Source organism: Mycobacterium sp. AT1 (assembly GCF_002043095.1).
Classification (GTDB): Bacteria; Actinomycetota; Actinomycetes; order Mycobacteriales; family Mycobacteriaceae; genus Mycobacterium.
On record NZ_MVOC01000011.1, the window covers coordinates 1 to 26168 of the forward strand.

Genomic DNA, 26168 nt, shown 5'->3' on the forward strand with positions numbered 1-26168 from the left:
TTGCCCATAATCGTCATCCTTTGCCTTGGTTGTCGTAGTGATGGGTGGATGCGCAAAACCGTTAGCGCGCTGCTATTTCGGCAACGGCTTGCCGTTGGTCTCCCGCACGAAGAACGCGCCGATGACCGAGGGCACGACGATGGCCATCATGTAGAACGCCGGCGAGTACAGGTTCCCGGTGGTGGATATGAGCCACTGGGCGATGTAGGGCGTATTGCCGCCGATCAACGCGACAATCAGGCCCAGAGACAAGGCGAAACCGGTGTAGCGGATGGGGGTGGGAAACGACTCCAGTACCGGTGCGAGCTGCGTGCCGATACCGAGTCCGTGGATGACCCCGATGCACACCAGTCCCAGGGTGGGCAGCACGTAGCCGCCGGCCTGGATGAGCGTGAACGCCGGCAGGGCTCCGGCCAGCGTGACGGCGCCGACGGTGAACAGCATCGGGCGCCGGCCATAGCGATCTGAGAGACGCCCGGCCAGCGGGACCACGGCGAGCAACACGACGACGGCGATCGTGATGCACAGCAGCGAGGCGCCGGTGGTGAACCCGGCAGATCGAGTCAGATACGACGGCATGAAGGTCAGCAGCATGAACCCCGGAACCTGCACGGGCAGGTTGAACAGCGTTGCTCGGCCGATCATCTTCCACCCGGCGGCGTCACCGAGAAGGACCTTCAACGGCGCTCGGCTCTTGGCGCCCTGTTGTTCGATCTGCTCGAAGACCGGTGTCTCTTCGAGCCGGGTACGGATGTAGAGGCCGATGGCACCGATGGGCAGCGCCAGCAGGAACGGAACCCGCCACCCCCAGCTCTGCATCGCCGCGTCGGACAATGTGGTCATCAACACCGTCGCCAGCAGGACCGCACTGAGCTGAGCGGTGGTCAGCGCGACGCTGAGGAAGCTGGTCTCGTAGGCGCGACGGCGGTCCCCGGAGTATTCGCCGATGAAGATCGCCGCGCCGGGCAGCTCCCCGCCCGCGGAGATGCCTTGGATGAACCGCAACCCGATGAGCATCGTGGGTGCCCAGATCCCTGCCGTGGCGTGGCTGGGCAGCAGGCCGGTCAATGCGGTGGCCACGGTCATCACGATGATGATGGTGGCCAGGGTTCGCTTGCGACCGATTCGATCACCAATTGGGCCCCACAGCAAACCACCCAGGGGGCGCGCCACGAACGCGAGCGCGAACACCGCGAAGGTGTTCAGCAGCGCGGCCGTCTCGTCGGAGCTGGGGAAGAACACCCGTGACAAGACGGTGGCCAGCGCACCGAACGCGACGAGGTCGAAGTATTCGACGAACGTGCCGATCGAGGCCGCCAACGCCACCTTTCTGGGTGCGGCAGTCTCGGCGCTGGCTGGCCGGTGGCCGACGAAAGTCGGTGAGGTCACCGGGGGGTGGGGGCCGGGGGACGGGGCCATGCGCTGCTCTCCTTTGAGAAGCCAACCGGACTAGGGGACGGACACGCGGTGAAAGCCTGAGGAGATGGGTGGACCTCGCTGCTGAAGTCCGTTCTGACGGATGGCCTCAACGCGGCGGGCGGCTGCCGTGCGGGCGTATCGGCCTCACTGATCGATGCGGTAGTGCTGGAGTTTGTCGTCGTCGATCACCACACCGATGCCGGGCAGTGAGGAGGGGACGAGCATTCCGTCGTCCACGGTCAGCGTGTTGGCCATCAGGTCATCGGTGAGCACGTTGAAGTAGTCGAGTTCGCCGGGTTCGCGGGCCACCTGCGGGTAGGCCGATCCGAACGCGAGCGACGCGGCGGTGCCGACCATGCTGTCGGCCTGGGTGCCCAGGACCGCACGCGCACCCAGCCCGGTCGCCAAGGCGACCAGCCGGGAGGATTCGGTGAATCCGGTGCGCGTGGTCTTGATGCTGATCACCCGCGCCGCGCCGGTGGTGAGTTCGCGGGCTGCGTCGGCCAGGGTTGGAGCGCTCTCATCGGCCATGATCGGGATGGGCACCTGCTGGGCGACGCGTTGGCGCCCGATGCGGTCTTCGGCGGGACTGGGCTCTTCGACCATGTCCAGGTCGTAGTCGGCCATGGCGGTCAAGGCCCGCACCGCGTGCTCGGCGCTCCAGCCGTGGTTGGCGTCGACGTACAGGGTGGCCTCGGGCCCGACCGCCTCGCGCACCGCGGCGACCCGGGCGACGTCACCCCGGATGTCACCGCCGACCTTGATCTTGAACGAGGTGATGCCGTGGTCGGCCTGGGCCCGTGAGGCCTCCTCGGCGGCTTCGGGTGCGTCGCCCATGGTCAGGATCCGGGTGACCCGCATCGGGGTCCCGGTGCCACCCAGCAGGCGCCAGGTCGGCAGGCCGGTCGCCTTGCCCCGGACGTCGTGCAGCGCGATGTCGATGGCGCCGCGTGCGGTGTTGTTGGCCGCCACCGAGGACATCCGGTGGAAGACGTCCTCCACGGCGAAGGGATCCACGCCCAACAGGGCGGGTTCAAGCCACTGCTCGATCGCGGCCACGATCGAGATCTGAGACTCCCCATAGACGAATGACCGTACGACCGCCTCGGCGGCGCCGACGAAGCCGTCATCGGTGTGCACCCGGACCAGGACGTGTTCGGCGCTGTAGAGCACCCCCGACGCCGCTGCAATCGGATGGTGGTACGGAATCGTGAACGGTACGGCCTCGATCGAGGTGATCTTCATGCCGGCCTCGCCTTCCTCGGGTGTGCGACCGGGCGACCAAACGCGTTCCGCGCGTGGTGCGTTGCGGCCGCCGGTGTGGTGCGCCGTCGGTCGGCCGTGCGGTGCGCAGGTGCGTCTGGTTCGACGCCGTGGGCATCCCCGCTGGCGATCTCCGACGTCCACTATGATGGACGTGTGTCTGTATTGTGGGACACGTCTCACCATAATGGTTGCCCCCTGGGCCGTCAAGCACGCTCGTCGGCCTCGCCTCCAGCCGGGGGATCGTCGGCCGGTCATTACGGCCCGCGCGAAGGAACTTCTGTAAACAGCTGCTGGGCAACAGATTTGAGCCCCGAGCCACGGTTGCTCACGCGACGGGCCGAGGGCTGGCCGCAGGCGTGGCCGGGCCACCTCGGCGCACCTCGCGCCGACGGAACTGCCTCGGCCGCTTGGCCGAGGCGACGGGTGTGGTTAGCGCAGTTGCTGGGAGAGCCGCATCGCCGCGTCGCGCAGCATGGGCTCGATGCGCCCTAGTTTGGGCCGGACTCGCTCGGATGGGCCGGCGACGACCATGCCGGCGACGAGTTCGTCGGTGCCGGTTCGCACGGCTGCGGCGATGGTGCAGACACCGGCGATGGATTCCTCGTCGTTGTAGGAGACGCCGGTTCGCCGGATCTCGTCGCGCTGAGCGCGGATCCTTTTGGCCCCCACGGACTTCGATTCGCCGTGGGCGGCGAGGAAGTCCTCGAGCTCGTCTGCGTCGAGGTCGGCCAAGAACAGCTTGCCCGTCGCGGTGGTGAGTAGGGGGCGCGGAACGCGCAGCGGGACCGCGTATTTGATGGGCTGTGGCGATTCGACCTGGTCGATCAGGATGACGTGGTCGCCGGACCGGATCGAGAGGTGCGCGGTTTCCTCGGTGTTGGACGCCAAGGTCATCAATTCGTCGCGAGCGAGCCTCCGCAGCTGGTGTCCACCACGCGCCGATGCCAGCAGCTCCACACCCGGCCCGAGCGCCAGCAGCCCGCTGCGCTCCTCGAGGAAGTCGGTGGCGAGTAGACCCTGCACCAGAGTGTGCGCCGTCGACTTCGGCACCCCGATCAGTCGCGCCAGCGCCGACACCGTGAGCCCATTGGGTGCCGCGGAGATGCTCTCCAGGATTGCCACCACCCGATCGACGGTGGGATGGGGCTTGGCCACGGAATCAGACCCTTCTCGACGGTGAGGACGCCACGGTGAGGGCGGTTCGGCGGTGCGATACTCCAGCATATTAACGATGACCACCCCTTTTAACGATGACCACCCCTTCTGGGTCGTACGTGTCCGCGCGGCGCGGCGGACGTCGCACCCACTGGCAGCGTCAGTCGCCTCACCGCGCCGCCTGCGACATGGCGGATCGCGGTGCGGTGAGACGGCGTTTGAGCTGATTGGCCCCGACCGCGGCGAAGACGAGCACGCAGCCACCGGCGCCGATGGCCAGGCTGGTGGTGATCGCCGTCGTGGTGGGCCGCAGATCCGGCGCCAGGTGCGCGGCGAGGACTGCGCCGGACAGTGCACTTCCCAAGGAGCCGCCCATGGTGCGCAGCACCTGGTTGAAACTCACGGCACTTCCCAGCGCTTCGGCGGCCACCACCTTGGCGATCAGAGCGGGCATCGCCGCGTACGCCATGCCCACCCCGACGCCGAACAGCAGCATCCAGATCATGATCTCCCACAGGTGCCGGTGCAGCGACCAGAGCAGGATGGCGGACCCCGCCACGATTCCCATGCCCAGGAGTAGCAGCCTGGCCATGGGGATGCGGGTGGACACGACCCGGACGAATCGGTTGGCGGCCAGGCTTCCCACCGACAGCGGGAGCATGACGAACCCGGCCCAGAACACCGGCAGCGCCAGGCCGTACCCGGTGGAGGACGGGGCCTGCGCGACCAGGCTGATGATCGACAGGTTGACATACATCGCAGCACCCAGACCGATGGCCGTCGCATTGGCCAACAGCACGTCGCCGTTGCGCATCACCCGCAGATTTATCAGCGGCGTCGTGACCCGCCACTCCACGAGGGCCCAGGCGGTGAGCAACACGCCGGCACCGGCCAGGAGCGCGATGACCGCCGCAGAACTCCACCCCCAGTTGGACCCCTCGCTGACCGCGAGCACCACTGCGGCGAGCCCGCCCCCCAGCAGGGTCGCGCCCACGAAGTCGAAGGCGCGCTGCGGGGCTCGTTCGTCCGGGCCGTTGGGCACCACGACCCACACCACGATCACGGCCGACACCAGGAACACGGCGGCGAAGACGAACGCCGAGCGAAACCCCAACGTCCCTGCCAAGATGCCGGTCAGGGGATAGCCCAGTCCCAGGCCCGTGGAGACGACGATAGACAAACTGGAGATGCCGAGGCGTACCTTGTCTTCGGGGAGATACCGCCGCGCCGTGGCGATCGCGACGGGCACGATGCCGTAGGCCAAACCCTGCAAACAGCGCCCGACCAAGAAGACCGCGAAGTTGGGGGCGGCTGCGGCAATCACCGAGCCCAGCAAGATGATCCCCAACGACGTCAAAAGCATGCGCTTCTTGTGAGGACCGTCGCTGAGCCGGCCCATGATCGGCGTCGCCACCGCACCGACCAGCAAGTTGATCGTGAGCATCCACTGCGCCGCGCTCACCGACACGTGCATCTCCACCGACACCGACGGAACCAACAACATCCCCAGCGAGCTGACGATGGCACTGGTCAACGTCGCATAACTGAGCGCCGGGAGCAGGCGTGTCTCGAAGCGCCCCATCATGCGCCCGCGTGGCTGGTCGACCGGCACGCGTACCCCGCGTTCACGGTGCCCACCGGCAGAGCAGGGGCCCCGATCGCGGCGATTCGATGGTGACCGCGTGACCTAGGCATTGCGTTCAGAATATCAACCTACGTCCAGCATTACAAACACTTTGGGCAGGCATGTGGCGGTCATCTCTCGGTGCCGTCGCCAGGGCAGCCTCGCGGTGAGCGGCGGGCGGTGCCGCTCGCTCGCCGCTGCGCGAGTCCCGTGGCTAGGCGCGGTAGGTCACGTCATCGGGGTGTCGTGGCGGGTCTGCGACAGCGTCGCTGGATCGGTGTTGGCGCCGCAGACGACGACGGCAACCCGCTCCCCCGGCTGGGGGACGTATGCCCCCGACAGCAGTGCCGCCAGCGCCGTGGCTCCGCCGTATTCGGCGGCGATTCTGTAGTCGTTCCACAACCGGGCACGCGCAGAGATGATGTCGTCGTCGTCCACCAACACGCTGGACACGCCGTAGTGGGCCACGGTGTCGAAGCAGATCTGACCGATCCGGCGAGCACCCAACGAGTCGGCGGCCACCCCGGACACCGCGACGTCGACCGGTTGCTGGTGGGCCAGGGCGGCACTGAGCGTAGGGATCGAATGGGGCTCGACCGCCACCACGCGTGCCCGATTCTCCAGCCCCGCAAGCACCCCCGCCAGGAGACCGCCACCTCCGACGGCAAGCACGACCGTGTCGATCGAGGGCTCGTCGTGCAGGATCTCCTGCGCGAGCGTCCCGGCCCCGGCGGCGATAGCCGGCTGATCATAGGCGTGGCAGAGCACGGCGCCGTGGCCGTGCGCGTACTCCACGGCGGCTTCGAACGCCTCGGCGTATTCCGCACCGACGTGGCGCACGACCGCGCCGTGGCTGCGAATGCGGTCGACCTTGACGACCGGTGCCGACCGGGGAACGAAGACGGTTGCCGGGACACCCAGCTGGGCTGCAGCGTACGCATTGGCCAGTCCGGCGTTGCCTCCGGAGGCGACGACGATGCCGACCTGCGGGTCGAGCTCACCGCTGTCACGAGCCGACAACACCCGGTTGAACGCTCCGCGCGCCTTGAACGTGCCGGTGTGCTGCATGAACTCGCATTTGAACCACATCGGGGACTCGCCGGTGCGCAGCATCGGAGTGCGACGAACGTGACCGTCGATCCGCGCCGCCGCAGCTGCGACGTCACGACCAGTGATCATCGGAGGCTGCGGGTGCCGGAGCTGGCGGCCCGGCTTCCGGTCCGGCTGATCACACCCTGGGCCCATGCCCGTGGCGACCCCCTCAGGCCACGGTGGCGGTCGCGGTCCATCCGCGGCGGGTATGCCGACGTCGGCTCGGTCATGCCGCTTCGGTGGGATTGATCCACAACTCCCCGACGGCGGCGTGCCAGGGGCGAGTGACCATGAAGGTGATGCCGTCGGCGATGTCGTCGGGGTCCAGGGGCCGGATGCCGCCGATGAAGGTCTCGATGTCCTTCTTGACCTCGTCGGTGTTGTGCGACACGAGTTCGGTGGTGACCACCCCGGGCTCTAGCACTCCAACCCGGACGTGGCTGTCGGCCAATTCCTTGCGCAGCGCCTCACTGAAGCCGTTCACCCCGAACTTCGTCATGGTGTAGACGCTCTGGTTGGCGTAAGCGACCCGTCCGGTGAGCGAGGAGATGTTGACGATGTCGGCGACATTCCTGAGGCCGTCGGCGGCGGCGGTGTGCAGGTGCGGAAGTGCGGCCTTGGTCATGTAAAGCAGGCCCCGTTGATTGACCGCGATCATGCGGTCCCAGTGCTCGACGTCGGCGGCGGCCAGCGATCCGAGCACCATGTAGCCGGCATTGTTGACCAGAATGTCGAGTCGACCGAAGTGCGCGACGGCGGCCGCGACGGCGGCGTCGGCCTGAACCCGCTCGGCGATGTCGGCCGGGATCTTCAGCGCGGTGCCGCCACCGTCTTCGATCTCGGCGACTAGCTCGTCGAGGCGGTCCTCGCGTCGCGCCACCACGGCCACGGATGCGCCGTGGCGAGCCAGGTCCAGGGCGGCCGCGCGGCCGATGCCGCTGCTCGCGCCCGTGACCATTGCCACGGTGCCAGAAAGTTTCGAACTCATTCGGGATGTCCTGTGTCTTGTTGTGGGGGTTGGACTGCACCGCTCGTCACCCGAATGCGGGAGCACCCTTGTGCGGGGCAGACGAACGAGGTGGATCGCCTCAGGCCGTGCTGGCGTCGTAACTCAGCGACGACGACAAATCTCGGTGCGCGTCCACTTGCGCCAACAGGTCGGCGGCCTTCTGCTCGGCGACCGCTACCGCATCGGCGCCGGCCACCCAGCGCAGCGGCGGCGGGGTGAGATCGGCGATCGTCACCAGGGCGGCGGCGAGCTTGGCTGGGTCGCCGACCTGGTTGCCGTTCAACGCCTTCCACGTCTGGATGGTTTCCGACGTGCGGTCGGCGTAGTCATCGACGGCGAGCGCCGGCCAATTCGTCGATGCCGTCTCGACGAGCAGCTCGGTGCGGAACGACCCCGGAGCTACGATGGTGGTGTCGATGCCGTAGGGCGCGACGTCGAACCGCAGGGACTCCATCCACCCCTCCAGGGCGAACTTCGAGGCGCAGTACGCAACGACGAATTCCTGCCCGATCAGGCCTGCGGTGGAACTGACCGAGATCACGTGTCCGCTGCGCTGGCTGCGCATGACCGGAAGCACCGCACGGGTGACGTTCAAGGGGCCGAAGAAGTTTGTCTCCATTTGCAACCGGAACTGCTCGGGACTGATTTCCTCGAAGAACCCGGCGTAGAAGTTACCCGCATTGTTGACGAGGACGTCGATGCGCCCGAAGTGAGCGACCGTCGCCTCCACGGCGGCGTGGGCGGAATCCGGATCGGTGATGTCGAGCGGTACGGCCAGCAAACCGTCGTGATGCCCGTAGACCTCGTCGATCACCGAGCTGTCGCGGGCGGTCGCCGCGACCCGGTGGCCGGCGTCGAGAGCCGCCTTGACGATGTCGACGCCCAAGCCGCGGGATGCACCCGTGACGAACCAGACTTTGCTAGTGATGCCCATGTTGACGTGCCCTTCGGTGAAGTCGCATCACGACAGCCGTTGATGCGAGCGTGTATCGAGTCAAACCGCCGCGTTCAGCAACGCGTCGAGCAGGCCAGGGAACGCGATGTCGAGGTCGTCGCGGCGCAGTGTGTTCATGTGCGCGGTGCCCTGGTAGTACTGCGCGATCAGGCCTGCGTCGCGCAGTACGTTGAAGTGATGCGTCGCCGTGGACCGGGCCACCGGCAGGTCGAAGTCGCCGCACTTGACGTCCTCGCCGCGCGCGGCCAGCTGCACCACGATGCTGCGCCGCACTGGATCCACGACGGCTTCCAGCAAACGCTGCAGGTCCAATTCGCCCGACGACGGGATGCTACGCACCCCACCACCCGCAGTCCGTCTCGCCACGGCCTCACCTCTTTCCTCGACCCCGATGCTATCGAGAAATCACGCTTATGTCGATCGACATCGAAGTTTGACAACCATCGACACAACGCGTCTCATAGCAGTTGCAGCGCGGCACCGTGCCGGCCACACGCTGCGCTCGCGCCCCCATCCGCGATGCGCCGCCCCAAACGCTCTAGGAGCACCATGTCCCTTGCCATTCGTTTCCACTCCCTTGGTGGACCTGAGGTGATCAGCGTCGACGAGGTCGACGTCCGCGCGCCGCGCGCGGGCGAAGTACGAATTCGCACCCGAGCACTGGGTCTCAACCGTGCCGACGTGATGTTCCGGACTGGAAACCACTTCTCCCAGCCCACGTTCCCGCAGGCGTTCGGACTCGAGGCTGCTGGCGTCGTGGAGGCTCTGGGACCCGGTGTCACCGGTCTGACCGTGGGCGATGCGGTCAGCGTCGTACCCGCCACGCCCCTGACCGAATACCCCCTGTTCGGTGATCTCGTCCTGGCACCCGCGCGCGCCGTCGTGCAACATCCCGCCACCTTGTCCTTCGAGGTTGCCGCGTCGTTGTGGATGGCCTACACCACCGCCTACGGAGGCCTCGTCGACGTCGCCGGGCTCGCCGCCGGCGACACCGTCGCCATCTCGGCCGCCTCGAGCAGCGTCGGTCTGGCCGCCATTGAGATCGCCAACGCGGTAGGGGCAACACCGATCGCGATCACCCGCACCCACGCCAAGCGGCAACAACTCCTCGACGCCGGAGCGCACGCCGTCCTCGCCACCGATACAGGCGATGTCACCGACTCCTTGAACGACGTCACCAATGGCGCGGGCGCGCAGGTGATCTTCGACCCCGTCGCCGGTCCCCCGCTGGCCGGCCTCATGAACGCCGCCGCCACGGGGGCGATCGTCGTCGTCTACGGCGCTCTCGACGCCGAGCCGACACCCCTGCCCATCCTGCCGCTCCTGCAGCGCCGTCTGCGCATCCGCGGATACGACATGGCCGAAGTGACCACCGACGACACCCGTCTGGACGAGGCCGTCACCTTCATCCGCGCCGGCCTCGAAAGCCGCGCCTTGAACCCCACCATCGACGCCGTCTACGACTTGGCAGACATCGCCGACGCCTACCGCCATCTGGAATCCGGTGGTCAGTTCGGCAAGGTCGTCATCCGCATGCCGTCCTAGGCATCCGTCGATTCACCAGCGGGACGGCGAGCGCACACCCCGACTCACCGCGGCGCCTCGAACCCGCCTCACGCGTCCGGGATTTCGCATCCGTAGTCACGGCGGTTGATCTGCTCCGGTGTCGGGCCCGCCCGCACGCCGGTGTCGAGTGCATCGATGGCGGCAAGTTCGGCATCGGTAAGCTCGAAACCGAACACGTCGAAGTTCTCCGCAATCCGAGACGGTGTCACCGATTTCGGGATTGCCTGCCGACCCTGCTGCAGGTGCCACCGCAGCATCACCTGTGCGGGGGACTTTCCGTGATCCGCGGCGATGCCGCCGATGACGGGGTCCTCCAAAGTCGAGCCGTGAGGACCACCGTCCTTGTAGAAGGTGATCCCGCCGATTGGCGCCCGTTGTCGGCGAAGTCTTGCTTGAGTTCGTCAGATCACCCCTGGAGTTACTGGCCACCAGCGTCCCGGCCAAGGGTTGATCGGTCAGCGTCTCGGGGGTCGCGGTGGTCTCGGTGTCGCCGTGGGTCATGCGGGATCGCCTCGCTGGGCGGCTCGGTCGGTGATCCTTTCGGGTGGTGGTTCCGGGGGTTTCACTGGTGGGAGAACAGGATCTTGCAGGTGTCCTGGTCGACGAGAACATCGCGCATGGCACTCTCGGCGTCGGCCCACGGCTGAATGGCCGTCACCAGGTCGTCGGTGCGCACGTGCCCTGCGGCGATCGCGGCCAGCCCGGTGGACATCGCTGCGCGCGAGGCGAATCCGCCCAGGATCGATAGTTCCTTGGCGACGATGTCGGTGGTGTCGATGGGTGTCGGGCCCAGCGCGCCCAGGCCGGAGAGCACGATGCGAGAGCCCGGCGCGGCCTGGGCGACGGCCGCCTTGGATCCGGTGGCTTCGATGATGAGGTCGACGCCGCCGGCGTCGGAGACGGCGGCGCGGATGGCGTCGGGTAGGTCCTAGGTCATCGGACGATGACGACGTCGGCACCGACGCGCAGCGCGGACTGGCGGCGGTGTGCCTGTGGCTCGGAGGCGATGACGAGCCCGGCCCCGGCTGCTCTGGCCATGCAGATCGTCAGCAGGCCGATGGGACCTCCGCCGAGCACCAGTACGTTTTGACCGGGCTGCAGCCGACCGCGGTGTCCGATGAAGTTGACTGCGCACGCCAACGGCACTGCGCACGCCAACGGTTCGGCCAGGGCCGCGTCGTAGGCGCTGACCCCGTCGGGAAGCTTGGTGGTCCGGCTGGCCGGCACACGAACGTAGTCGGCCCAGCACCCGTCTTCGAGGATCCCTAGATGAGACCAATGGGCGCACAGTTGGAATCGCTCTGCGCGGCATTGTCGGCAGCGCCCGCACGGCAACATCGGTTCCACCGCCACCGCATCCCCGATGCGCACGCGCGTCCGCGGGCCCCCGCGCTCGACCGCCCCGACCTCGACGACCCTGCCGACGAACTCGTGACCCATCACCACGGGCAAGGCGTCCTGACGAGTCAGGGTGCATTCGTTGAACATGTGCACGTCGGTACCGCACAGACCGATGAATGGCGCCAGGCCCTCGAGATCAACTTCCTCTCCGCAGTACGGCTGACCCGGCTGGCACTGCCGACCATGATCGAACGCGGCTCGGGATCGATCGTGACCGTGGCCAGCGAATGCGGACGCCAACCCGACGTATTCTTCATCGACTACTCCGTCACCAAGGCGGCCCTGATCAACCCCACCAAGTCTTGGGCGAACGAGTTCGGATCAACGGAATCCGGAGCAACATCGTCTCCCCCGGCCCGGCCCGACCCGCACCGCGCTTCTCTACGATCACGCCAGGCTGCTATGACTGTGTGACAACGCTTTACGAACATCCACACCGAGGTCCACGGTGCGCAGCAGTGCGGTCAGGGCGTTGATCGCCCGGGTCCGCCCGGCGACCATCTCCTCGCGGGCCACCGTCAGAACCCGCAGCACCACCCGTTGGCGGCCATCAGCCCGGGGCCGCCGCAGCCGGGTGATATCGAAGGCCAGCACCGAGCGTGCGATGCGGACCGTGGCGGGACGGCCCGCAGCTTGTGGTGCCCAGCGGGCTCAGGACCCACGGAAAGGCCGGCGTTAGAGGTCGTGCTCCGGCACCACTCGACGACAGAGCTGCGCGCCAATCAGTCGCGTTGGCGCGAGCGGAGCGTCTTGCCCGCCATCGGGAGTACCTCAGAGAGGTCCTCACTGCAGACAGCGGCGCTCTCTTGTCCCAAGGTGCAGCGCGTGTCACTCTCGCAACATTGACGGACGCGATCCGACAGGCCCCACAGCCGGACGACGGCGCGCGACGAAGGACGGGCTGTCCTGCACGGTGTTTTGGACTGGCCAAACCGCAGGCGTCCTGCGCGCCCCGTCTTGGCGTGTTTGGCTACCGGGTCGAAAGGTCGTCGTCCATTCGCCCGCAGCACAACCGGAGGCTCCGGCTGGCATCGCATCTGACCATGGCGGTACTGCCGCGTTCAGGTGAAGCCAACAAGCAGGGATCCACCAGGTGCTCAACAAGATTCGTGGACTCTGGCGCGCCCCCAACGGTGAGCAAACCCGCACCGCCACCCAGGCTGCTGAGGCCGCACCCCTGGCCTGGCTGACCCAGCACCCGGGTGTGGTCGTGCACAGCCACAAGGGCTGGGCGCCCGAACAATGGCGCGGGGACGTCGACGGGCACAGTTTCTACTTCCGTGAACGCCACGACCATTGGCACATCGAAATCGACCTACGCCCAACCGGCCAATTCCTGAATGTGGGCGACGGCCGCCATGACGAGGGCGCCAACCGTCACCGGCAACGAAAGTTCCAGCAAGGCAACGTCATCGCCACCAGCACCGTCTACGCCGAGGACTACGGAACCACCTTCGTCCAGCGCGCACAGTTCATCGTCACCACGATCCGCGATCACCTCAGGAGGAAGTCGTGCACGCACCACCCCCAGGAGCTTGGAGTGATCAGCGAAGCCTTGGGCGTGGCCGTACGTTGGTGTCCAGCGTGCCGCGGCAGAGTGCAGGATGTTTCGGTGGAGCGGAGCGACCCATAGTCGCTATCGCAACCTTCAGGGGATCGAGCGCCATCCTCATACGCCCCGTGCCTGAAAGGCCAAAACCCGTTGGCAGCTGGCACTACCAACGGGTACGTCCCCGAAGTGGACTATGTCTTGGCGACCCGCTCAGCTTAACACCGCGCTGCCGTAGACACGGGTTTGCGACCCACGAAGCAAGTGCGTTCGTCGAACATGCCGCCCAGTCACGGCACCGGCAAATGGGCCTTTCTACCATTGCACTACTAGTAGTACTATTGCCATGTGCACTACGTCGCAGGCGCCGCTCATGCTGTCCGAAACAGGGGATCGCCGTTCGCGATAGTCGTCAATTGCGTGCAGCCACGTCCGGGGCGGCGGTAGGAGCCCTTGTCCATTCAGCTAGTGGTCGGGCGGCGTCCTCGCCCGACGGTTTCCGCCAATCTCAGCCGAATTTCACCTGCCACAATGGATTGGCATTGCAGTGCTTTCTCCTACTGGCGGTTCGAGGCGTACCCGCCCATAGCAACATCACCAGAGTTTCGCCGTGGCCATATCACCACTCCATGCGTTGCCGACGCGTACTCTCATCGCTGAGAGCGAATCGCTAGACAGCTTCTTGGAACGCCTCGCCGCGGCGAACGATCTCCCACCCTCCGAGTTACTGCGGCTAATCACCGTCTCGGATGGTTTACTCAAGCCGACGCTCAGCTTCTTGATGTTCAAGCCGGACCCGGCGGTGGTCAACAGGATCGCGTGGCTGAGTGGGGTCGAAACCAGCGCGATACGGAAGGCTACTCTGCTGAGGTTCGGTGACGGCCTGCCCTACCATTTGGGCGGGCTTGATCCTTTGCGCCGACACAGTTTTCGGCTCGTGGTGACACAAGGCTGGTTTCCACTATTCGGATCACAGGTATGCCCTCAATGCGTCGCCGAGTGCGGGTATTGGCGCATCGACTGGCGGCTGCCGCTCGTGGCGGTGTGTGTCCGCCATCGCGTGTATCTCAGCACCCGATGTGCTGGCTGCAACGCGCGATTTCGTACCCATCGCCGCGCAGTGTTACGGCCACTGCTCGATGTGGCGCATCCTTGCGGGAATCCGGTGGGTCTGCGCGACACGTGCCGCCACTCCGTCCTGGCCCACACGTCCGAGACCGCGCCACCAGCTGCCGTCGAAGCTGCCGAATCCATCGACAAGGCCATCCACCGCGAGGCACTGAACCTGGCCGGCGAACGTTCCGACCCGCGCCAGTACCTTTCCGAAATTCGGCACGTCGCAACGTTGTTACTTCACCTGCTTTCTCGGCCGGGCGGAGCCGCTTACCGAGGGTGGGCCGGCGAGTTAGCCGTGGAAGCGGCGGTGCGAACGACATCGCTTCGTGGACCGCGCTGGGGTATTAGTGCTCCCCGCAGTGCCCGTGTCCGGGGGAACGTGTTGGCCGCAGCGCATGAGATCTTGAGCCAAAGCAGTATCCACGGTGCAGGATCACGCCTGGCGCCGTGGCTCGAGCTCATTGCCGATGAGTCCAACGGTCCCAGTTCGTGGATGGTCAATCGGACCACGCGTACTCCGTTCATGGAACAGCTGATCGAGGCGGCGGTTGGAGATCGACACCATGTCGGGCGACGGCTGGACAAGGTCGCCAACGGTGATGTGCTGCGACCCGCAGCAATCCCTCAGTTGATCGACACTGACATCTACTGCAGGTTTTTCACCGGCATGTTGGGCAGCCATGAGATGACGGGTCGGCTGTACGTGTCACTTTGCATTCTGAGAATAGTTGCGTCCGTTAACAATTGGTGCGAAGCCGCCGGGCGCCTAAGCCTCGAAGCTGACATCGGTCGACGAACCGCCCGCGCAGCAAGCGCTCGGCTCACGGTGTCCCCCGCGGCTTTTGCCGAAGCGGTCGAGCAGGCGAAGCGGGCGCTTCCACCCGCACGCGACTTCCGTAGACGAGAGCTTCGTGTCCGAGCGCTGGCGCAGAACCCTTCGCAGTGGTTCGACTCGTGGCGAACGTCAACGTCGCCAGCGCGGCGGCGAAGTTCCCTAGGCTTCGCCATCACGTGGCTGTGGTGCGAGGCGGCTCAGGGTTTCCTCGATTCGAGCCCCGCGTGGGCGACGCTACCCACCAGTCAGGCCAAAGCTCGCTATCGGGCCTTCCGGAATTCGATGCCGCAGTCAGCACAGCGCGATCTGCGCGCGCTCGTGCTCACCCGCTCTGAGGATTGACGTCGTCATGCTGGCCGTGGTCGGGAGTTGGAACTACGCCGATGGTGCCGACCTTCTTCGGCGCGTTCGCTGAGCTCCACGCCGTCGAGGTGCTTCAAAAGGATCTCGTGCGCGTTGTCGCTGGTCGCGGCGAGGGTCGCTCCGGCGATGAGCTCGGTGAGGTCGCCGAGATACCCCTGAGTGCGAAACCATAGGTCGCTAGGGAGTTTGGTGAAGAGCATGCCGGGCTTTCCGGCGGGAAGGTGGGGCAGCACCTGGTTCTCCAGCTGGCGGACGATGCCTTGCCAAGCGCGCATGTCTCCAATGTCGTTCAATTCGTAACGAGGGAAGGTTTGCATTTTGAGTCGGCCCGCGATCTGCGGATCCGTCACCAGGTCGCTTCCGGCGAGGTTGGCTCCAATGAGGATCAGCGTGATACCGATCTCCCCAAGTTCAGTATTGATGTGCTTGATGTGGTCGAGCACATCGCGGCCGCCTTTCCAGTTGGTCTTCAGCAGGTGGGCGTCGTCCACGATGAGGATTCGAGTCTGATGCCGCTCCGTCGCGCGCACGGCACGTTTGGACAGATGCCGCATGAGACCCTCGCCGGGCAAACCAAAGAACTCAAGGATTTCGACGTCGAAGTCCTTGATCTTGGTGCTCGCATCTAGATTGATCCAGACGACCGGGCACATGTCGGCTTCGCAGTCCAGGCTGGGGTAGACGACTGGTCGTCCCCTGCCGTCGTGATCTGCAGTTCGGGTCCACTCGAGGTATCGGTCGCGCCCCCACCGCATCATTAGCGTGCTCTTGCCGACCGCGTTCGGTCCGGTGAGGACGACCACGTCTTTGGACCCCGGCGGTGACTCAGAGTTCGACCGCACTACTTTCGTCATGGCATTGCCGATCGCGGTCAGTTCACTGGTCTGCACGTATAGGTGCTCCAGCCAATGCCGCAACTGGTCGACGTGGGCGTCCCGCTGTTGGTTGGAAAAATGCTTCCACTGACTCTGCGTCAACGCACTGGGCTCTCGCGGGGCTTCCGCTGTGCTGTAATCGTGCCACGTTCTCGCGTCCACGGTTCATTCGTCCCCGTCGAGCAAATTGGGCCACGGCCCATGAAGTGGGATTGCTTGCGTGGGAGATGGCGCAGCTTGGCTCGGGGCGGCGGCGTCTTGGGCATCCCGCGCTTCGCCGTGGTCGATGCGGGATTGCTCCACTCTTCGAGCTGCGGCGCCTAATTTGGTCTGCCACTGCTTGTTCGACGGCGTGGCTGTCAGTTCGGTCAGCTCGTTGAGAATCTGGCGTGTCGCTGAGCCCCGCTTCAGCGCCGTGTTTCCGCCGCGACTTCGGATCTGCCGATGGGCTGCATCGACGATCATTTGCGTCATCGGTGCTTTGGTGCGGTAGGCACCGCGCCACTCGATCGGTTCCACGCGGTTGGACTGCGGATCCCGGAACCAGATGCGGGTCAAGTCGTGCGGATCGACGAAGAACGGCGCGGCGCGGTCCTGAGGTCGAAAGTGGCCCAGTGGGATGCGGCGGTAGTCGTCGAGGACCGCGGAATCGTAGGTCATGTTGGAGAATTCGACGCCAGCGTGATTGACGGTGCCCCACTTAAGGGGAAGGAATTGGTAGATGAGGTCGGGGCGTTGCGGAACGTCGATCCGCCCGGTTGCCTCCACCATTGCGTCCCACACCTCCAACGGAGACAGTCGCGCAGTCTGGTCTTCTGGCCGCACCGCATCGTCCCCGGGCAGGATGAAACCGCTATGCCACTCACGGTGGTAGTCCAGGGCGATGAACTGTCGCAGGTGCTTCTGCAACTCACGGGCGGTAAGCAACGGCTCCCCGCTGACGAGGCTTCCACGTTCGGAGACGTTTCGACCCTTGTACCCGGGGATCTGCTGCAAACCCCGCTGGATCGTCTCATGCCATCGTTCGACGTGCGGGTTGTCGGTTGGCTTTTTGCCGCGACTCAGCAGCAGATCAATCTTCAGGTCGCGCAACAGCGCGAAGAAGAAGTCTGAGACGAAGATGGATCCGTGGTCGCAATGGATCGCATCCGGTGTTATTGAAGGGATCAAATGCTCACCTTGCAACGTGGACAGATTTGGCGCGAGATGCCGCCGGCCCGCATGCACGTGGACCTGAGTAAAGTCGAGTTGATCTGGCAGGCCAACCCACCGCCAGTCGCTGACCTTGGTTCCCTCGACGAGCAACGAGAACGGCCGGCATACGTCGTACACCAAGAGTCCGGCCTCTAGGCCGTTGGCGCTGCGCGGAACTACCCGCAAGGCAAGCACCACTCGGGTGGCCACGTCAATCGCGGTGAGGATCTCCACACTGCAGGGTTGCCCGCTGAGTGGGTCGAACACCAAGTTGTCGGCGCGGGTCGCATCGATGGCCACAATTTGCCCAGGTCGAATCGCGGGATAATGGCGCGTTCCCGACATCTTCTGCAGAGCTCGGCTGCGTTGCGAGCGCGTGGTCGCACCTTTTTGCGCTTTAAGGGTCGACAGATAGGTCTGTGTGATTCGCTTCGGCGTATCCAGATCCCGGACACCGCTCTTACGCAGCCGGACTCGAATGCGACGATCGAGCTCGAGCAAGGACACCGTGGATCGGTCTCCGTCCAAGGTGTCGAGAACCTCTAGCGCTACTTCGCGATAGCGGGCATCAATCAGTTCCCATGACATGCTCTGGCGTAGGCTCCGGCCGTCAATGAGGGGTCTCAGGCCACCGTTCTTCCATGCACGCACCCAATTGCGTAGCGTGGTCGGATTGTATGCCGCAGAGATGATTTCACCGTCACGCACCCGTCTCTGTGCCTTGCGATCGTCTTGACCTTCGTAGCCGAGGAGTACCGCCATTGCGAAGCACCGCCGCGATTCAGACATCCCGAAGAACGGACCGAAGGGGGGCCGCGGCTCACCGGGTCGCGCCAACTCGGGATGCCCGTCGCGGTAGCCAGTCATGATCTCTTGAACGATCTCCAAGCGATTCAATGCGATCTCGCGGGCGTGATCGTCGAGCCCATCCCACAGTGGACGAAGCGGCTCGGTCAATGCGGCGACCTGCCCGTCTTTGATTGCACGTGCGGTCGACAAGACTTCCCAACCAATGAGAATTGTCTCGCCGACGGGATCACGAAGCTTCACCCCCGTCGACGACACGGCCACGACGACTGCGGTGCCGCGCTCGGTTAGCAACCGTGCCCCTTCGATTAGTTCCGTTCGCCCGTCAGCCACGGCACGGTTCCACTCTCACGGCCACGGCGGTATCGGGCGTCCAGTGCGCACCCTCGTCGACGACCAGTTGGCCGCTCCACAACATGTGCCACATGGCGGAGGTCACTTCACCGCTGCCGTCATCGAGGGCCATGATGGTTCCCAACGTGGCACCACTACATGTCGCGGCTGCGTCGATCCGCCTTTCGACCTTCCCGGCCCACGGTGGCCTTCGTCGAAACCCGTACAGCCACAGCATGTTCAGTCGCTCTGTCTCATTTATACCGGTAAAGATTTCGTATCGCCATCCCACCGCTTCACTAGCCAGGCGCGTCAAGTCAGCCTTCGTCAGAAAGGTGTCGTCTTGTTCTTGAAGCGGTCGGACGTCCCACACGACGACGGTGCCAGACGCGTGCGCCGACAAGAGGTCGGGCGTATGACATACGCGTTTCGACCCTCTCGTGAACAATTCGAACGGTTGAGCCACGATGCGCGTGACTGTGGGGTCGCGGTCGACCCTCCGCACCAGATCATGCTCGAGGCCTGATTCCAGCGACACGAAGTCGCCGTTCGTCATCGAGTAGACCGTGGCGGGAATGTGTCGATTGCGTTCGGACGACCTAGGCCGTCGCACGGGTCGCAGCTGGTCTAGTGGCGGCGCTCCGTGATCCTGCCACAGCCATTCCGACGCCGCCTCGCAACCCACTCTGAACTTCCACCGCAACGGCAGTTCGGCGTCCCTTGCGGCAGCGACCTCGTTGGAGGGTCGGCTTGGTTTGCGCGATCCCAACTGATTCATCTCCTGGCGGCTGGAGAAGGTCTTGTCGTCGTCCACACCTTAGCGAGCATGGCGGGATTTATTGCCGATTCCACGAGATCCATGACTCGTAACTGATTGTGCTGCAATATTTCCCGCCATCGGTAAACTTACCTCAGGCGGGGATTCTTGGGCTTAGAGCTGGCCGCGACCGACTCCCCCCGCGGTCTCGATGGAAGCAGATCCAAGGATTGCGCCCGTCACTTGTTAGCTGGATGCCAGTCGTCTCGGATGACAATCGCGTATTCGTCGGCAAGTCGGCGCAATGGCTTTCGGTTGACACCGTGGAGGCGTGCGATGGCATCAAGGCTTCTATGTTCGTCGTCGTAAAGCTTCAAGAAATCAGCCACCGGCAGTTCGCGACGAAGTCGGTCGAGTTGCCAGTCGGATACGGTGCTCGCTGGGGATACGGTGCTGATGACTAATTCAGCGAAAGCGGCGGCGAATCGCGTCCAACGCATGGGCATTCCACGGCGCCCCGGTTCCAACAGTGGGTCAGCCATATTGTTCTTCACAAACCTGATCTGTCTCTGCATAGCAGTTCTGTGCAATCCCAGAGCGGCCGCCGCTTCGCCGATGCTCGAATATTCCACGGCTTGGGCGAAGTGAAGCAGCCAGCGGCGATGGGTTGCCGTATCAGCCAGCCGCGCCAATGATTGACCCGCTGCCAACTCGCTCAATCCTCCGACCTCAGACTCCGGTCGCTCCGGCCAGCCCGGGCGACATTTATCAATCCAATCCCGTACTGCCATGCGAGTGAGGCCAGCCTCCACTGCGATATCCGCCGCAGTGCGACGATTGATGGCGTATTCGATATATAGCCACTCGTTGAATTGCTCGGGGCGGCTCGCTGAAAGACTCTGCCGCTCAGACGCATCGTTGGATACCGTCACCCCAGAGCCGTAGGACGCGCACATCTTCTCGACTCGATACCCGGATGCGGCCGCTAGACCCGCACCTGTTCCGCCAGCCTCCGGCACGTCACGCTCCAGTAGGTAACGCACGATGTCTCCCGTGACGCCGAGGCGACGTGCTATTGGTTCGATGCGGCCGGTCCGGTCTTTGAGGCGCGCTTCGGTTAGATGGTCGGGGTCCAGGTTGCCGGGGTCACTGCCCGCCAGATCCAGTTCGTCGAGGAGGGTCAGCGGAGGATGCCAGGTCACCGGTTCGTAGATGCCCTGTTGATCCAGGAACTTCGTGGCCACCTCATTCAGTCGCGCAGCGAGCCGCGGTGTGATCGCAGCTGGAAAGTTGCGGACAGGGCCACAAACCGCCGGTTGGATTGCCTCCCGAGCGAAGGGAGCGAGATTTGGTGAAAGGGTGCTGACCTTCTCAAACAGGTAAAGGCGGGCAACTTCAGCACGCACACCCGTCCCAGCGAAACTATCGGTCTCCGAGCAGATCTGGTTCCATGTCTCAACTGGCAGGAGGCTGCTGTAATCCAGAGTTCGGCGCCGTGCGTAGTCGACCGGAATCTCGTTCTCCGACAGATAGGCGTTAAGCCGCGTCAAGGCCATGCAGGTCGCGGTCCAATGACGGCGCCTCGATAGCTTGCCAGCTTGAGACGACACGTCGGCGGACGTGATCAGGCCGCCCAGGGCATCCACAGCCTCCCGGATTGGCATCCGCGAGTTCACCAATAGCGTCATACACGCCATCGCCGGCGCTAGCGCTGGGCTCCTCAAGTCGGGCGGCGCGAGTCTTACAAACCACCCTGGCCACATCGATGACGAGGTGCGGCGAGCCAGGGCGGTCAGTTGGGAGTATCCGCCGGCAGGGACACCTGGCAGAGCCAGCACCGTCTGGTGGCGGAGTTGGCCAATCGCGCTGAATGTCTCAGTAGATGCCTTGATGACGGCCGCAGAAGCCACCGGACTGTTCGTTGCGCTGAATCCGCTCACCGACGACACTCTGCGGCTCGTGGGCGGAGGGATCAGCAGTCTCGCGGCGATCTCGGACGCGTCCTCGAGCGACGGGGCCTGCAACACCGACAATGCTGCGGTAAACGCAGTGGCCGACTCTACTGCCGTTGTCGGCGGTGCAAGGCACACCTTGTTATTCTGGTAAATCGTTGGCTGCGATGGAAATTGTTCCAGCGGGATAGTGTCCGCGGCACGGTCCCGTGCCGCAATCTGCTTCCACCCATCGCGATTGGCGCGCATGACGATCTCAGTAGTAAGCGCCTTTATATCGTGCAAGACGGTTCGCGCGCTGCAGCTGCGATCGCCGTACACCCCGAAATTCGCACGGTCACTCTCGATGAGTCGATAGATCACCCGTTGGGCCTCGAGCGCCGCGTCAGAACTCGGCAGCGCCATCACTGGCGCTCGGACGAGGTTCGCACTGCACTGCTTGCCATCCTTGAGACCGTTGCACCGCCCGAGGAGCGGTTTCCACGAGTATCGCGCCGAGATCCTCGGGGGGAGCAGACACCTGGGACAACTGTCTGCCAGTAGACAGTTGTGTTCGACGCACGCGAAACTCCAACCCAATCGCCAGCACAGCTGCCAACGCCCCCCGCTGTCACCCAGGCAATGCGGGCAGTAACGCGACCCCACGCGATGGCTGAAGGGAAACGATGGCTTCAAAACTGCTCTTCGATAATCGATTTCGACAGCCGTGCCGTCGTAGTGCTGAAGAGTCATGGCCGTAATCGTGGGTTCCCGGATACCCGTGGCGGCCGAGATCTTCTGCCGCTGATCCCTAGTCAGACAGAAAAGCCACTGGGGCCGGAATGTGCTAGAAAGCCCGAAGACACGCGTCATTTGGCCGAGGGTCATCTCAAACCTGGACGCCATCGCTTCGATCCATGAATCGATCGCTTCACCGGCGCACGGCGCGACTCGAATCGGTAACAGCTCGGCCATCGCTTGCGCGCCTCAGTCGGCGCCCTCAAGCAGGGTGCTGGCCGGCACCCCCAGGGCTTCAGCGAGGTCGAACAGCCGCTCATAGAGCAATCCCCGTCGTCCGTGCTCGACGGCGATCAAAACGTTCCGGGTCACACCGGACCCCAGCGCCAACGCCTCTTGACTGAGACCCCGCTCAATCCTCAGCTCGCGAATGGTCCTGCCAACGGATTGACGTCGGCGAGCCCACTCGCCCACGCGCTGAGGATCGTTTTGGCTTGGTCGAGTCGGCACTCCCTCAGTAGCAGCCGCGCCTCTTCGAATGTCTGCCCTACTAGTAGGTCTTTTGCTGCAGCATCGAACGCGCGGTGGTCGACGCTCGACCCTCGGAATTCGAGGGGTGTGGTGCGTGCGCGATCCACTCGTTAGTGAGCACTTCGAGGGCACACTGCTCCCGATTTATTTTGCCACCATGTGATATTGGCGCCGGCCTTTTTATCGCTATTTGCTGGCACATACTTCGTGCACCTATATCTCTTAATTGACGCTCAGTTCTGGCCTAGGTCCAATCGATTGAGGCCCCGGCGAGCGCTCGGCACAACAATGGGATCTGGCCATTCCGGCAAATTCTCTGTCACAACGGGGCACAGAGATTTTCTCGCACCGCAGCGCGCCGCACCGCGTTGCGTCGACTTCAACGTGAGAAGCTCTGGAGCGGATTACTAGGTCTGTGACGTGCTCCGTCTATGTGCGGAACACCGACGGAGCCTGTGCGACAAACCGCGCATATGCCGAGGCGGTGTGGTTTGACTATCCTCAGATGCCCTAGTAGTAATACACAGGCAGCTAACCGAACATAAAGAATAGATGCACGCAGCGCGAAGGAAGATTCTGACGAAAGAGAGGGAAGGCGAGCATCGGTAGTAAGGCTGCACTAGCACGCCATAATGCGATCTCACCGTGTCTCGTACACAAACAAACGGTTTCGCGACCGCTCTCCGTCTGTCCGCACCCTCGACGGCGTAGCGACCTAGGTAAGACCACCGCACCCGCATAGTCCGCTGTTGAGCGGCGTATCCACTGAGAGGAACCGTGACTAAGCGAAGCATTGCGCCAGGTTCGCACCCACCATCCGAAAGGGACCCCGCTCAACCGGCCGAAGACCTCGACATCCCCGAAGACGCGGGGCCGTATCGGGATGCACTGGCGTCGATTCTGCGAAAGATCCCCGCTGGTTGGAGCAAGTGCATCGCGTGCGATGCAGGTTGGTACTGGTTGATTGCGCAACTTCATACAGATCTGCTCGTGCTGGACCCTGCTTACGCCGTCCTTCAGGTCAAGCAAAAATTTGGAGCCTTGCGATACTACGCATGCGCAACAGCGAGTGATCCGGCAGTGGAGCAACAGTTTTCAGCCCTGCTCGAGAACGCTGAGCGTCTGTCGATGACGGTATGCGAGTTGTGCGGAGCACCCGGACACCTGTCGGTGTCTTGCAGCGGCCCGCAACCCCGGTACAAAACGGTCTGTTCGACCTGTTCGCAAAACATCGCACAATCGACCAACATCCGTTTTAGTGCCGTACCGCCACAGGTGCGCCCCTGATGTGGCTTCTCACGAATCATGTCCACTCATCTCTACTTGTCCGCAGGCAAACCACCCCCGCGCGGTTTCCGCGGAAAGCTAACGGTCAGCGGCCGAATCGAGGCGTGAATCCCACTCGCCGACAGAGTGAGCGACGGTTATCCACGGGATCGCTGGGTGGCGTCGTTGAATCGGTACGTCGACGACGCGTTACAGCAGGTCTGGCGGCGGCACGGGCGCGTATCCGAGCGGTTCAGCGCAGGCGTGACACAGCGTCTTCGCCCAGTACCGGGTTCGCTGCAGCACTCCGGGTTCGCCGCAGCGTTCGCAGGTCATCGCGGAGGTCCGCTGGGCGTCGTCGGTGATCGCGTCCATCGCGTCGAGCAGTTCGGGGCTGGCGTCGCCACTGCCGGGCCAGTAGTAATAGCGCAACGTGCCGAACTTCTCCTTGATCTGGTGCACCCGGTAGGTGGGATCAAGCGCTGCCAGTCGAGCGTCGGTGGCGATGACCAGCGGGTACCAACCGGCGTCGAGGCTGACCCAACGCCCCCAATTGTCGGGGATGCGGCGCAGGATCGACTCGATCGCCGCGGCATGCTCGCCGGCATCGGCTGGTATGTGCAGGGCGTTGCGGTGCTTGTCGCGGTCGTAATCCATGGACAGGAGGCGGGCAAACGCGCCGTCGACGTCGTCGGGTGTGGCGGTACCGTTACGTAGGGCATCACCCATCGCGGCGAAGTCCGATTCGGTTGCCCTGTAGAGGATTTTCTCAGCCTCGGTCAACTCGGGAATGTCCTCGTCACCGTCGCTCATCACAGGTACATGCCGTTCGGGATGGTGGCGCGGTAGCGACCGCTGCTCACCTCGGCGAGCAGCACCGCGGTGGCGAGCTGCCCGGTGTCGTCGGCGGACAGGACTGCCCGGCGGACGATTTCGTGCAGGTCGCTGCCGCTGGTCTGCTCCGGCACGGCGGCGGCCACGGCGTGGGTGTCCACCGTGTCTGCGCCGGGCAGTTCGGCGATCAGGGCGGTCAGGATGCGGGCGGCGTTGGTGCGGGTGGGGCAGCCGACCCCGACGATGGCGTCGAAGCGTCCGGTGCGGATCGCGGCCTCGTCGAGGGTGGCGGCGTCGTTGGTCGACGCCAGGGTGAGGATGCGGGCCTCGGCGGCGATGCCCATGGCCGCCAACAACTCCGAGAGTCCGCCACCGTATCCGCCGCGGCGGCTCCGGCACCACAAATCGACGTCCTCCAGGACGAGCAGGACGGGCCCGCCCAGCCGTTGAGCTTCCTGCACCACCGCGGTCAGCAGGTGCTCACCGGCTTTGGCTTCGACGTAGATGACGGTGAACGCGCCGACCACTTCCGCGGCGGTCACCGCCGACACCGCGGACTTCCCGGTGCCCGGTGGCCCGCAGAGCAGCACCCCACGCCGGGCGCCCAGGCCGTGGGTGTTGAGCAGGTCGTGGCGGTCGCGCACTGCGGTCAGGCCCAGGTCGATCTCCCGCCAGACTTCGTCGTCGAGGATGACCGTGTCGCGGGTGAGCGTGGCGGGAAGGTCGATCACCGACAGGTGCAGGCCGCCGGCGTTGGTGGCGCGCAGTGCCCGACCGCGATACGGGTTGAGGTCGTTGGCGCGCTCGACCAGCCGGTCCAGCGCCAGGCGGGCGCCGTCGTGATGGTCGGGGGTGACGTAGGCGCACAGTTGCGGGGATCCCATCGCGGCCCGGCGGGCGTCGATGGCGATCACGCACCCGGTGTCGGCGAGTACCGTTCCCGCCGGGAAGTGCACCCGCAGGCATTGGGGGTGGCGGTAGGTCCGTCCGCCGATCTCGGTTTGGGTCCACGCCGGGGGAAGCGCGCATTCACCCGGCCCCACCTCGATGACGTTGGTATGAGCCGTGATCCACTCGGCCAAGGCGAGCGCGGTGGTCAGCCGCGACACCGGATCCAGCTCGCGCTCCTCGTCGAGCAGTGCCCCGGCGTTGGGGACACCGAGGCTCCGAGCGGTGAACCGGTCGGCGGTCTCCGCCCTCGGCGGCCGTTGCGTCACCCCGACCAGCAGTTCACCCAGTGCACGCAACCCCACGCGCGTGTCGTCGGGAAGGGAGTCTAGGTAGGCCTCCACGTCGCCGATCGGTTGGCGGCGCGGCCCGCGACCACTTGGGAGGTCGGCGGGCGAGGCAGTCGGTTCGTTCTCAGTGAGAGCCATCGCTTCAATCGGGGTTGGCGGTATGGAGCAAAGCCGTTCAGAATCGCACCCCACCACCAAATCGGCAACCCCTTAACTACGTCCCGCGGCCTCCGCGGCACACCTTGACCGTCGAGGCAGCGCAACGGCCAGCGGAGCACTGAAACTCAGGCGACACGTGCGCCGGCAGATGCCAC

22 protein-coding genes and 4 pseudogenes are annotated in these 26168 nt (G+C 64.8%); 5 read left to right on the forward strand and 21 right to left on the reverse strand.

The window, feature by feature from the left end; genetic code table 11:
- Nucleotides 1-72: 72 nt before the first annotated feature.
- The 8 genes from B1790_RS06260 to B1790_RS06295 all read right to left on the reverse strand — a co-directional run bounded on the left by B1790_RS06260 (nucleotide 73) and on the right by B1790_RS06295 (nucleotide 8886).
- Nucleotides 73-1419, reverse strand: coding sequence for an MFS transporter (locus B1790_RS06260; protein WP_079922361.1), 1347 nt, complete (start codon nucleotides 1417-1419; stop codon nucleotides 73-75).
- A 144-nt stretch (nucleotides 1420-1563) separates the two neighbouring features.
- A complete protein-coding gene (locus B1790_RS06265; RefSeq protein WP_158083774.1) occupies nucleotides 1564-2664 on the reverse strand; it encodes a mandelate racemase/muconate lactonizing enzyme family protein in 1101 nt (366 codons plus the stop codon).
- A 450-nt stretch (nucleotides 2665-3114) separates the two neighbouring features.
- Nucleotides 3115-3840 (reverse strand): IclR family transcriptional regulator, encoded by a 726-nt coding sequence (locus B1790_RS06270; protein ID WP_158083775.1) that lies wholly within the window; start codon nucleotides 3838-3840, stop codon nucleotides 3115-3117.
- A 169-nt stretch (nucleotides 3841-4009) separates the two neighbouring features.
- Nucleotides 4010-5425, reverse strand: a complete 1416-nt coding sequence (locus B1790_RS06275; RefSeq protein WP_079922364.1) for an MFS transporter — start codon at nucleotides 5423-5425, stop codon at nucleotides 4010-4012.
- A 267-nt stretch (nucleotides 5426-5692) separates the two neighbouring features.
- Nucleotides 5693-6643 (reverse strand): threonine/serine dehydratase, encoded by a 951-nt coding sequence (locus B1790_RS06280; protein ID WP_079922365.1) that lies wholly within the window; start codon nucleotides 6641-6643, stop codon nucleotides 5693-5695.
- Nucleotides 6644-6782: 139 nt separating this feature from the next.
- Nucleotides 6783-7544, reverse strand: a complete 762-nt coding sequence (locus tag B1790_RS06285; RefSeq protein ID WP_079922366.1) for an SDR family NAD(P)-dependent oxidoreductase — start codon at nucleotides 7542-7544, stop codon at nucleotides 6783-6785.
- 100 nt (nucleotides 7545-7644) lie between these two features.
- The gene (locus B1790_RS06290; protein ID WP_079922367.1) at nucleotides 7645-8499 is read right to left on the reverse strand and encodes an SDR family oxidoreductase; all 855 of its coding nucleotides are present in this window, start codon (nucleotides 8497-8499) and stop codon (nucleotides 7645-7647) included.
- Nucleotides 8500-8559: 60 nt separating this feature from the next.
- Nucleotides 8560-8886, reverse strand: a complete 327-nt coding sequence (locus B1790_RS06295; protein ID WP_233164963.1) for a helix-turn-helix transcriptional regulator — start codon at nucleotides 8884-8886, stop codon at nucleotides 8560-8562.
- 183 nt (nucleotides 8887-9069) lie between these two features.
- Here B1790_RS06295 and B1790_RS06300 point away from each other — a divergent pair, with 183 nt between their 5' ends.
- Entirely contained in the window at nucleotides 9070-10065 is a 996-nt protein-coding gene (locus B1790_RS06300; RefSeq protein ID WP_079922369.1) for a zinc-dependent alcohol dehydrogenase family protein, read from the forward strand.
- Nucleotides 10066-10133: 68 nt separating this feature from the next.
- Here B1790_RS06300 and B1790_RS06305 read toward each other — a convergent pair.
- From B1790_RS06305 to B1790_RS35790, 4 genes and pseudogenes are all read right to left on the reverse strand, one after another.
- Nucleotides 10134-10457: pseudogene (locus B1790_RS06305) on the reverse strand (aldo/keto reductase); the annotation flags it as partial.
- Between the two features lie 191 nt (nucleotides 10458-10648).
- Nucleotides 10649-10900 carry a hypothetical protein gene (locus tag B1790_RS34615; protein WP_079922371.1) on the reverse strand — a complete coding sequence of 84 codons (252 nt, stop codon included), beginning with the start codon at nucleotides 10898-10900 and terminating at the stop codon, nucleotides 10649-10651.
- Nucleotides 10901-11019: 119 nt separating this feature from the next.
- Nucleotides 11020-11313 (reverse strand): hypothetical protein, encoded by a 294-nt coding sequence (locus B1790_RS34150; protein ID WP_142271085.1) that lies wholly within the window; start codon nucleotides 11311-11313, stop codon nucleotides 11020-11022.
- Between the two features lie 36 nt (nucleotides 11314-11349).
- Nucleotides 11350-11574: pseudogene (locus B1790_RS35790) on the reverse strand (alcohol dehydrogenase catalytic domain-containing protein); the annotation flags it as partial.
- Between B1790_RS35790 and B1790_RS35200 the strand changes: the two are divergent.
- Nucleotides 11509-11901 (forward strand): annotated as a pseudogene (locus tag B1790_RS35200) (SDR family oxidoreductase); the annotation flags it as partial. The pseudogenes B1790_RS35790 and B1790_RS35200 sit on opposite strands and share 66 nt — an antisense overlap.
- On the opposite strand, the gene B1790_RS35795 reads toward B1790_RS35200, so the two are convergent.
- Nucleotides 11875-12081: a hypothetical protein gene (locus B1790_RS35795; RefSeq protein ID WP_369832296.1), complete on the reverse strand. Its 207-nt coding sequence runs from the start codon at nucleotides 12079-12081 to the stop codon at nucleotides 11875-11877. The pseudogene B1790_RS35200 and the gene B1790_RS35795 sit on opposite strands and share 27 nt — an antisense overlap.
- 44 nt (nucleotides 12082-12125) lie before the next feature.
- On the opposite strand from B1790_RS35795, the gene B1790_RS35800 reads away from it, so the two are divergent.
- The 3 genes from B1790_RS35800 (at nucleotide 12126) to B1790_RS06330 (ending at nucleotide 15329) form a co-directional block, all read left to right on the forward strand.
- Nucleotides 12126-12677, forward strand: a complete 552-nt coding sequence (locus tag B1790_RS35800; RefSeq protein ID WP_158083776.1) for a hypothetical protein — start codon at nucleotides 12126-12128, stop codon at nucleotides 12675-12677.
- On the forward strand, nucleotides 12581-13120 hold the full coding sequence (locus B1790_RS06325; RefSeq protein WP_079922372.1) for a hypothetical protein: 540 nt from the start codon (nucleotides 12581-12583) through the stop codon (nucleotides 13118-13120). Before B1790_RS35800 ends, B1790_RS06325 begins: the two co-directional genes overlap by 97 nt.
- 526 nt (nucleotides 13121-13646) lie before the next feature.
- Nucleotides 13647-15329, forward strand: a complete 1683-nt coding sequence (locus B1790_RS06330; RefSeq protein WP_079922373.1) for a TniQ family protein — start codon at nucleotides 13647-13649, stop codon at nucleotides 15327-15329.
- A 5-nt stretch (nucleotides 15330-15334) separates the two neighbouring features.
- On the opposite strand, the gene B1790_RS06335 is transcribed toward B1790_RS06330, so the two are convergent.
- The 8 genes and pseudogenes from B1790_RS06335 to B1790_RS06365 form a co-directional block, all read right to left on the reverse strand.
- Nucleotides 15335-16327: an ATP-binding protein gene (locus B1790_RS06335; protein WP_233164964.1), complete on the reverse strand. Its 993-nt coding sequence runs from the start codon at nucleotides 16325-16327 to the stop codon at nucleotides 15335-15337.
- 63 nt (nucleotides 16328-16390) lie between these two features.
- Complete coding sequence (locus B1790_RS06340; RefSeq protein ID WP_369832297.1) at nucleotides 16391-18559, reverse strand: integrase; 2169 nt, start codon at nucleotides 18557-18559, stop codon at nucleotides 16391-16393.
- Complete coding sequence (locus B1790_RS06345) at nucleotides 18552-19337, reverse strand: TnsA-like heteromeric transposase endonuclease subunit (RefSeq protein ID WP_079922445.1); 786 nt, start codon at nucleotides 19335-19337, stop codon at nucleotides 18552-18554. The genes B1790_RS06340 and B1790_RS06345 overlap by 8 nt, the downstream gene beginning before the upstream one ends.
- A gap of 218 nt (nucleotides 19338-19555) precedes the next feature.
- Nucleotides 19556-21673 (reverse strand): LysR family transcriptional regulator, encoded by a 2118-nt coding sequence (locus tag B1790_RS06350; protein WP_233164965.1) that lies wholly within the window; start codon nucleotides 21671-21673, stop codon nucleotides 19556-19558.
- Nucleotides 21674-21817: 144 nt separating this feature from the next.
- Nucleotides 21818-22222 (reverse strand): annotated as a pseudogene (locus tag B1790_RS35805) (TniQ family protein); the annotation flags it as partial.
- Nucleotides 22223-22234: 12 nt separating this feature from the next.
- The gene (locus B1790_RS06355) at nucleotides 22235-22495 is read right to left on the reverse strand and encodes a helix-turn-helix domain-containing protein (RefSeq protein ID WP_079922377.1); all 261 of its coding nucleotides are present in this window, start codon (nucleotides 22493-22495) and stop codon (nucleotides 22235-22237) included.
- Between the two features lie 1497 nt (nucleotides 22496-23992).
- Nucleotides 23993-24595, reverse strand: coding sequence for a hypothetical protein (locus B1790_RS06360; RefSeq protein ID WP_079922378.1), 603 nt, complete (start codon nucleotides 24593-24595; stop codon nucleotides 23993-23995).
- A complete protein-coding gene (locus B1790_RS06365; protein ID WP_079922379.1) occupies nucleotides 24595-25992 on the reverse strand; it encodes an ATP-binding protein in 1398 nt (465 codons plus the stop codon). The genes B1790_RS06360 and B1790_RS06365 overlap by 1 nt, the downstream gene beginning before the upstream one ends.
- Nucleotides 25993-26168: the final 176 nt, after the last annotated feature.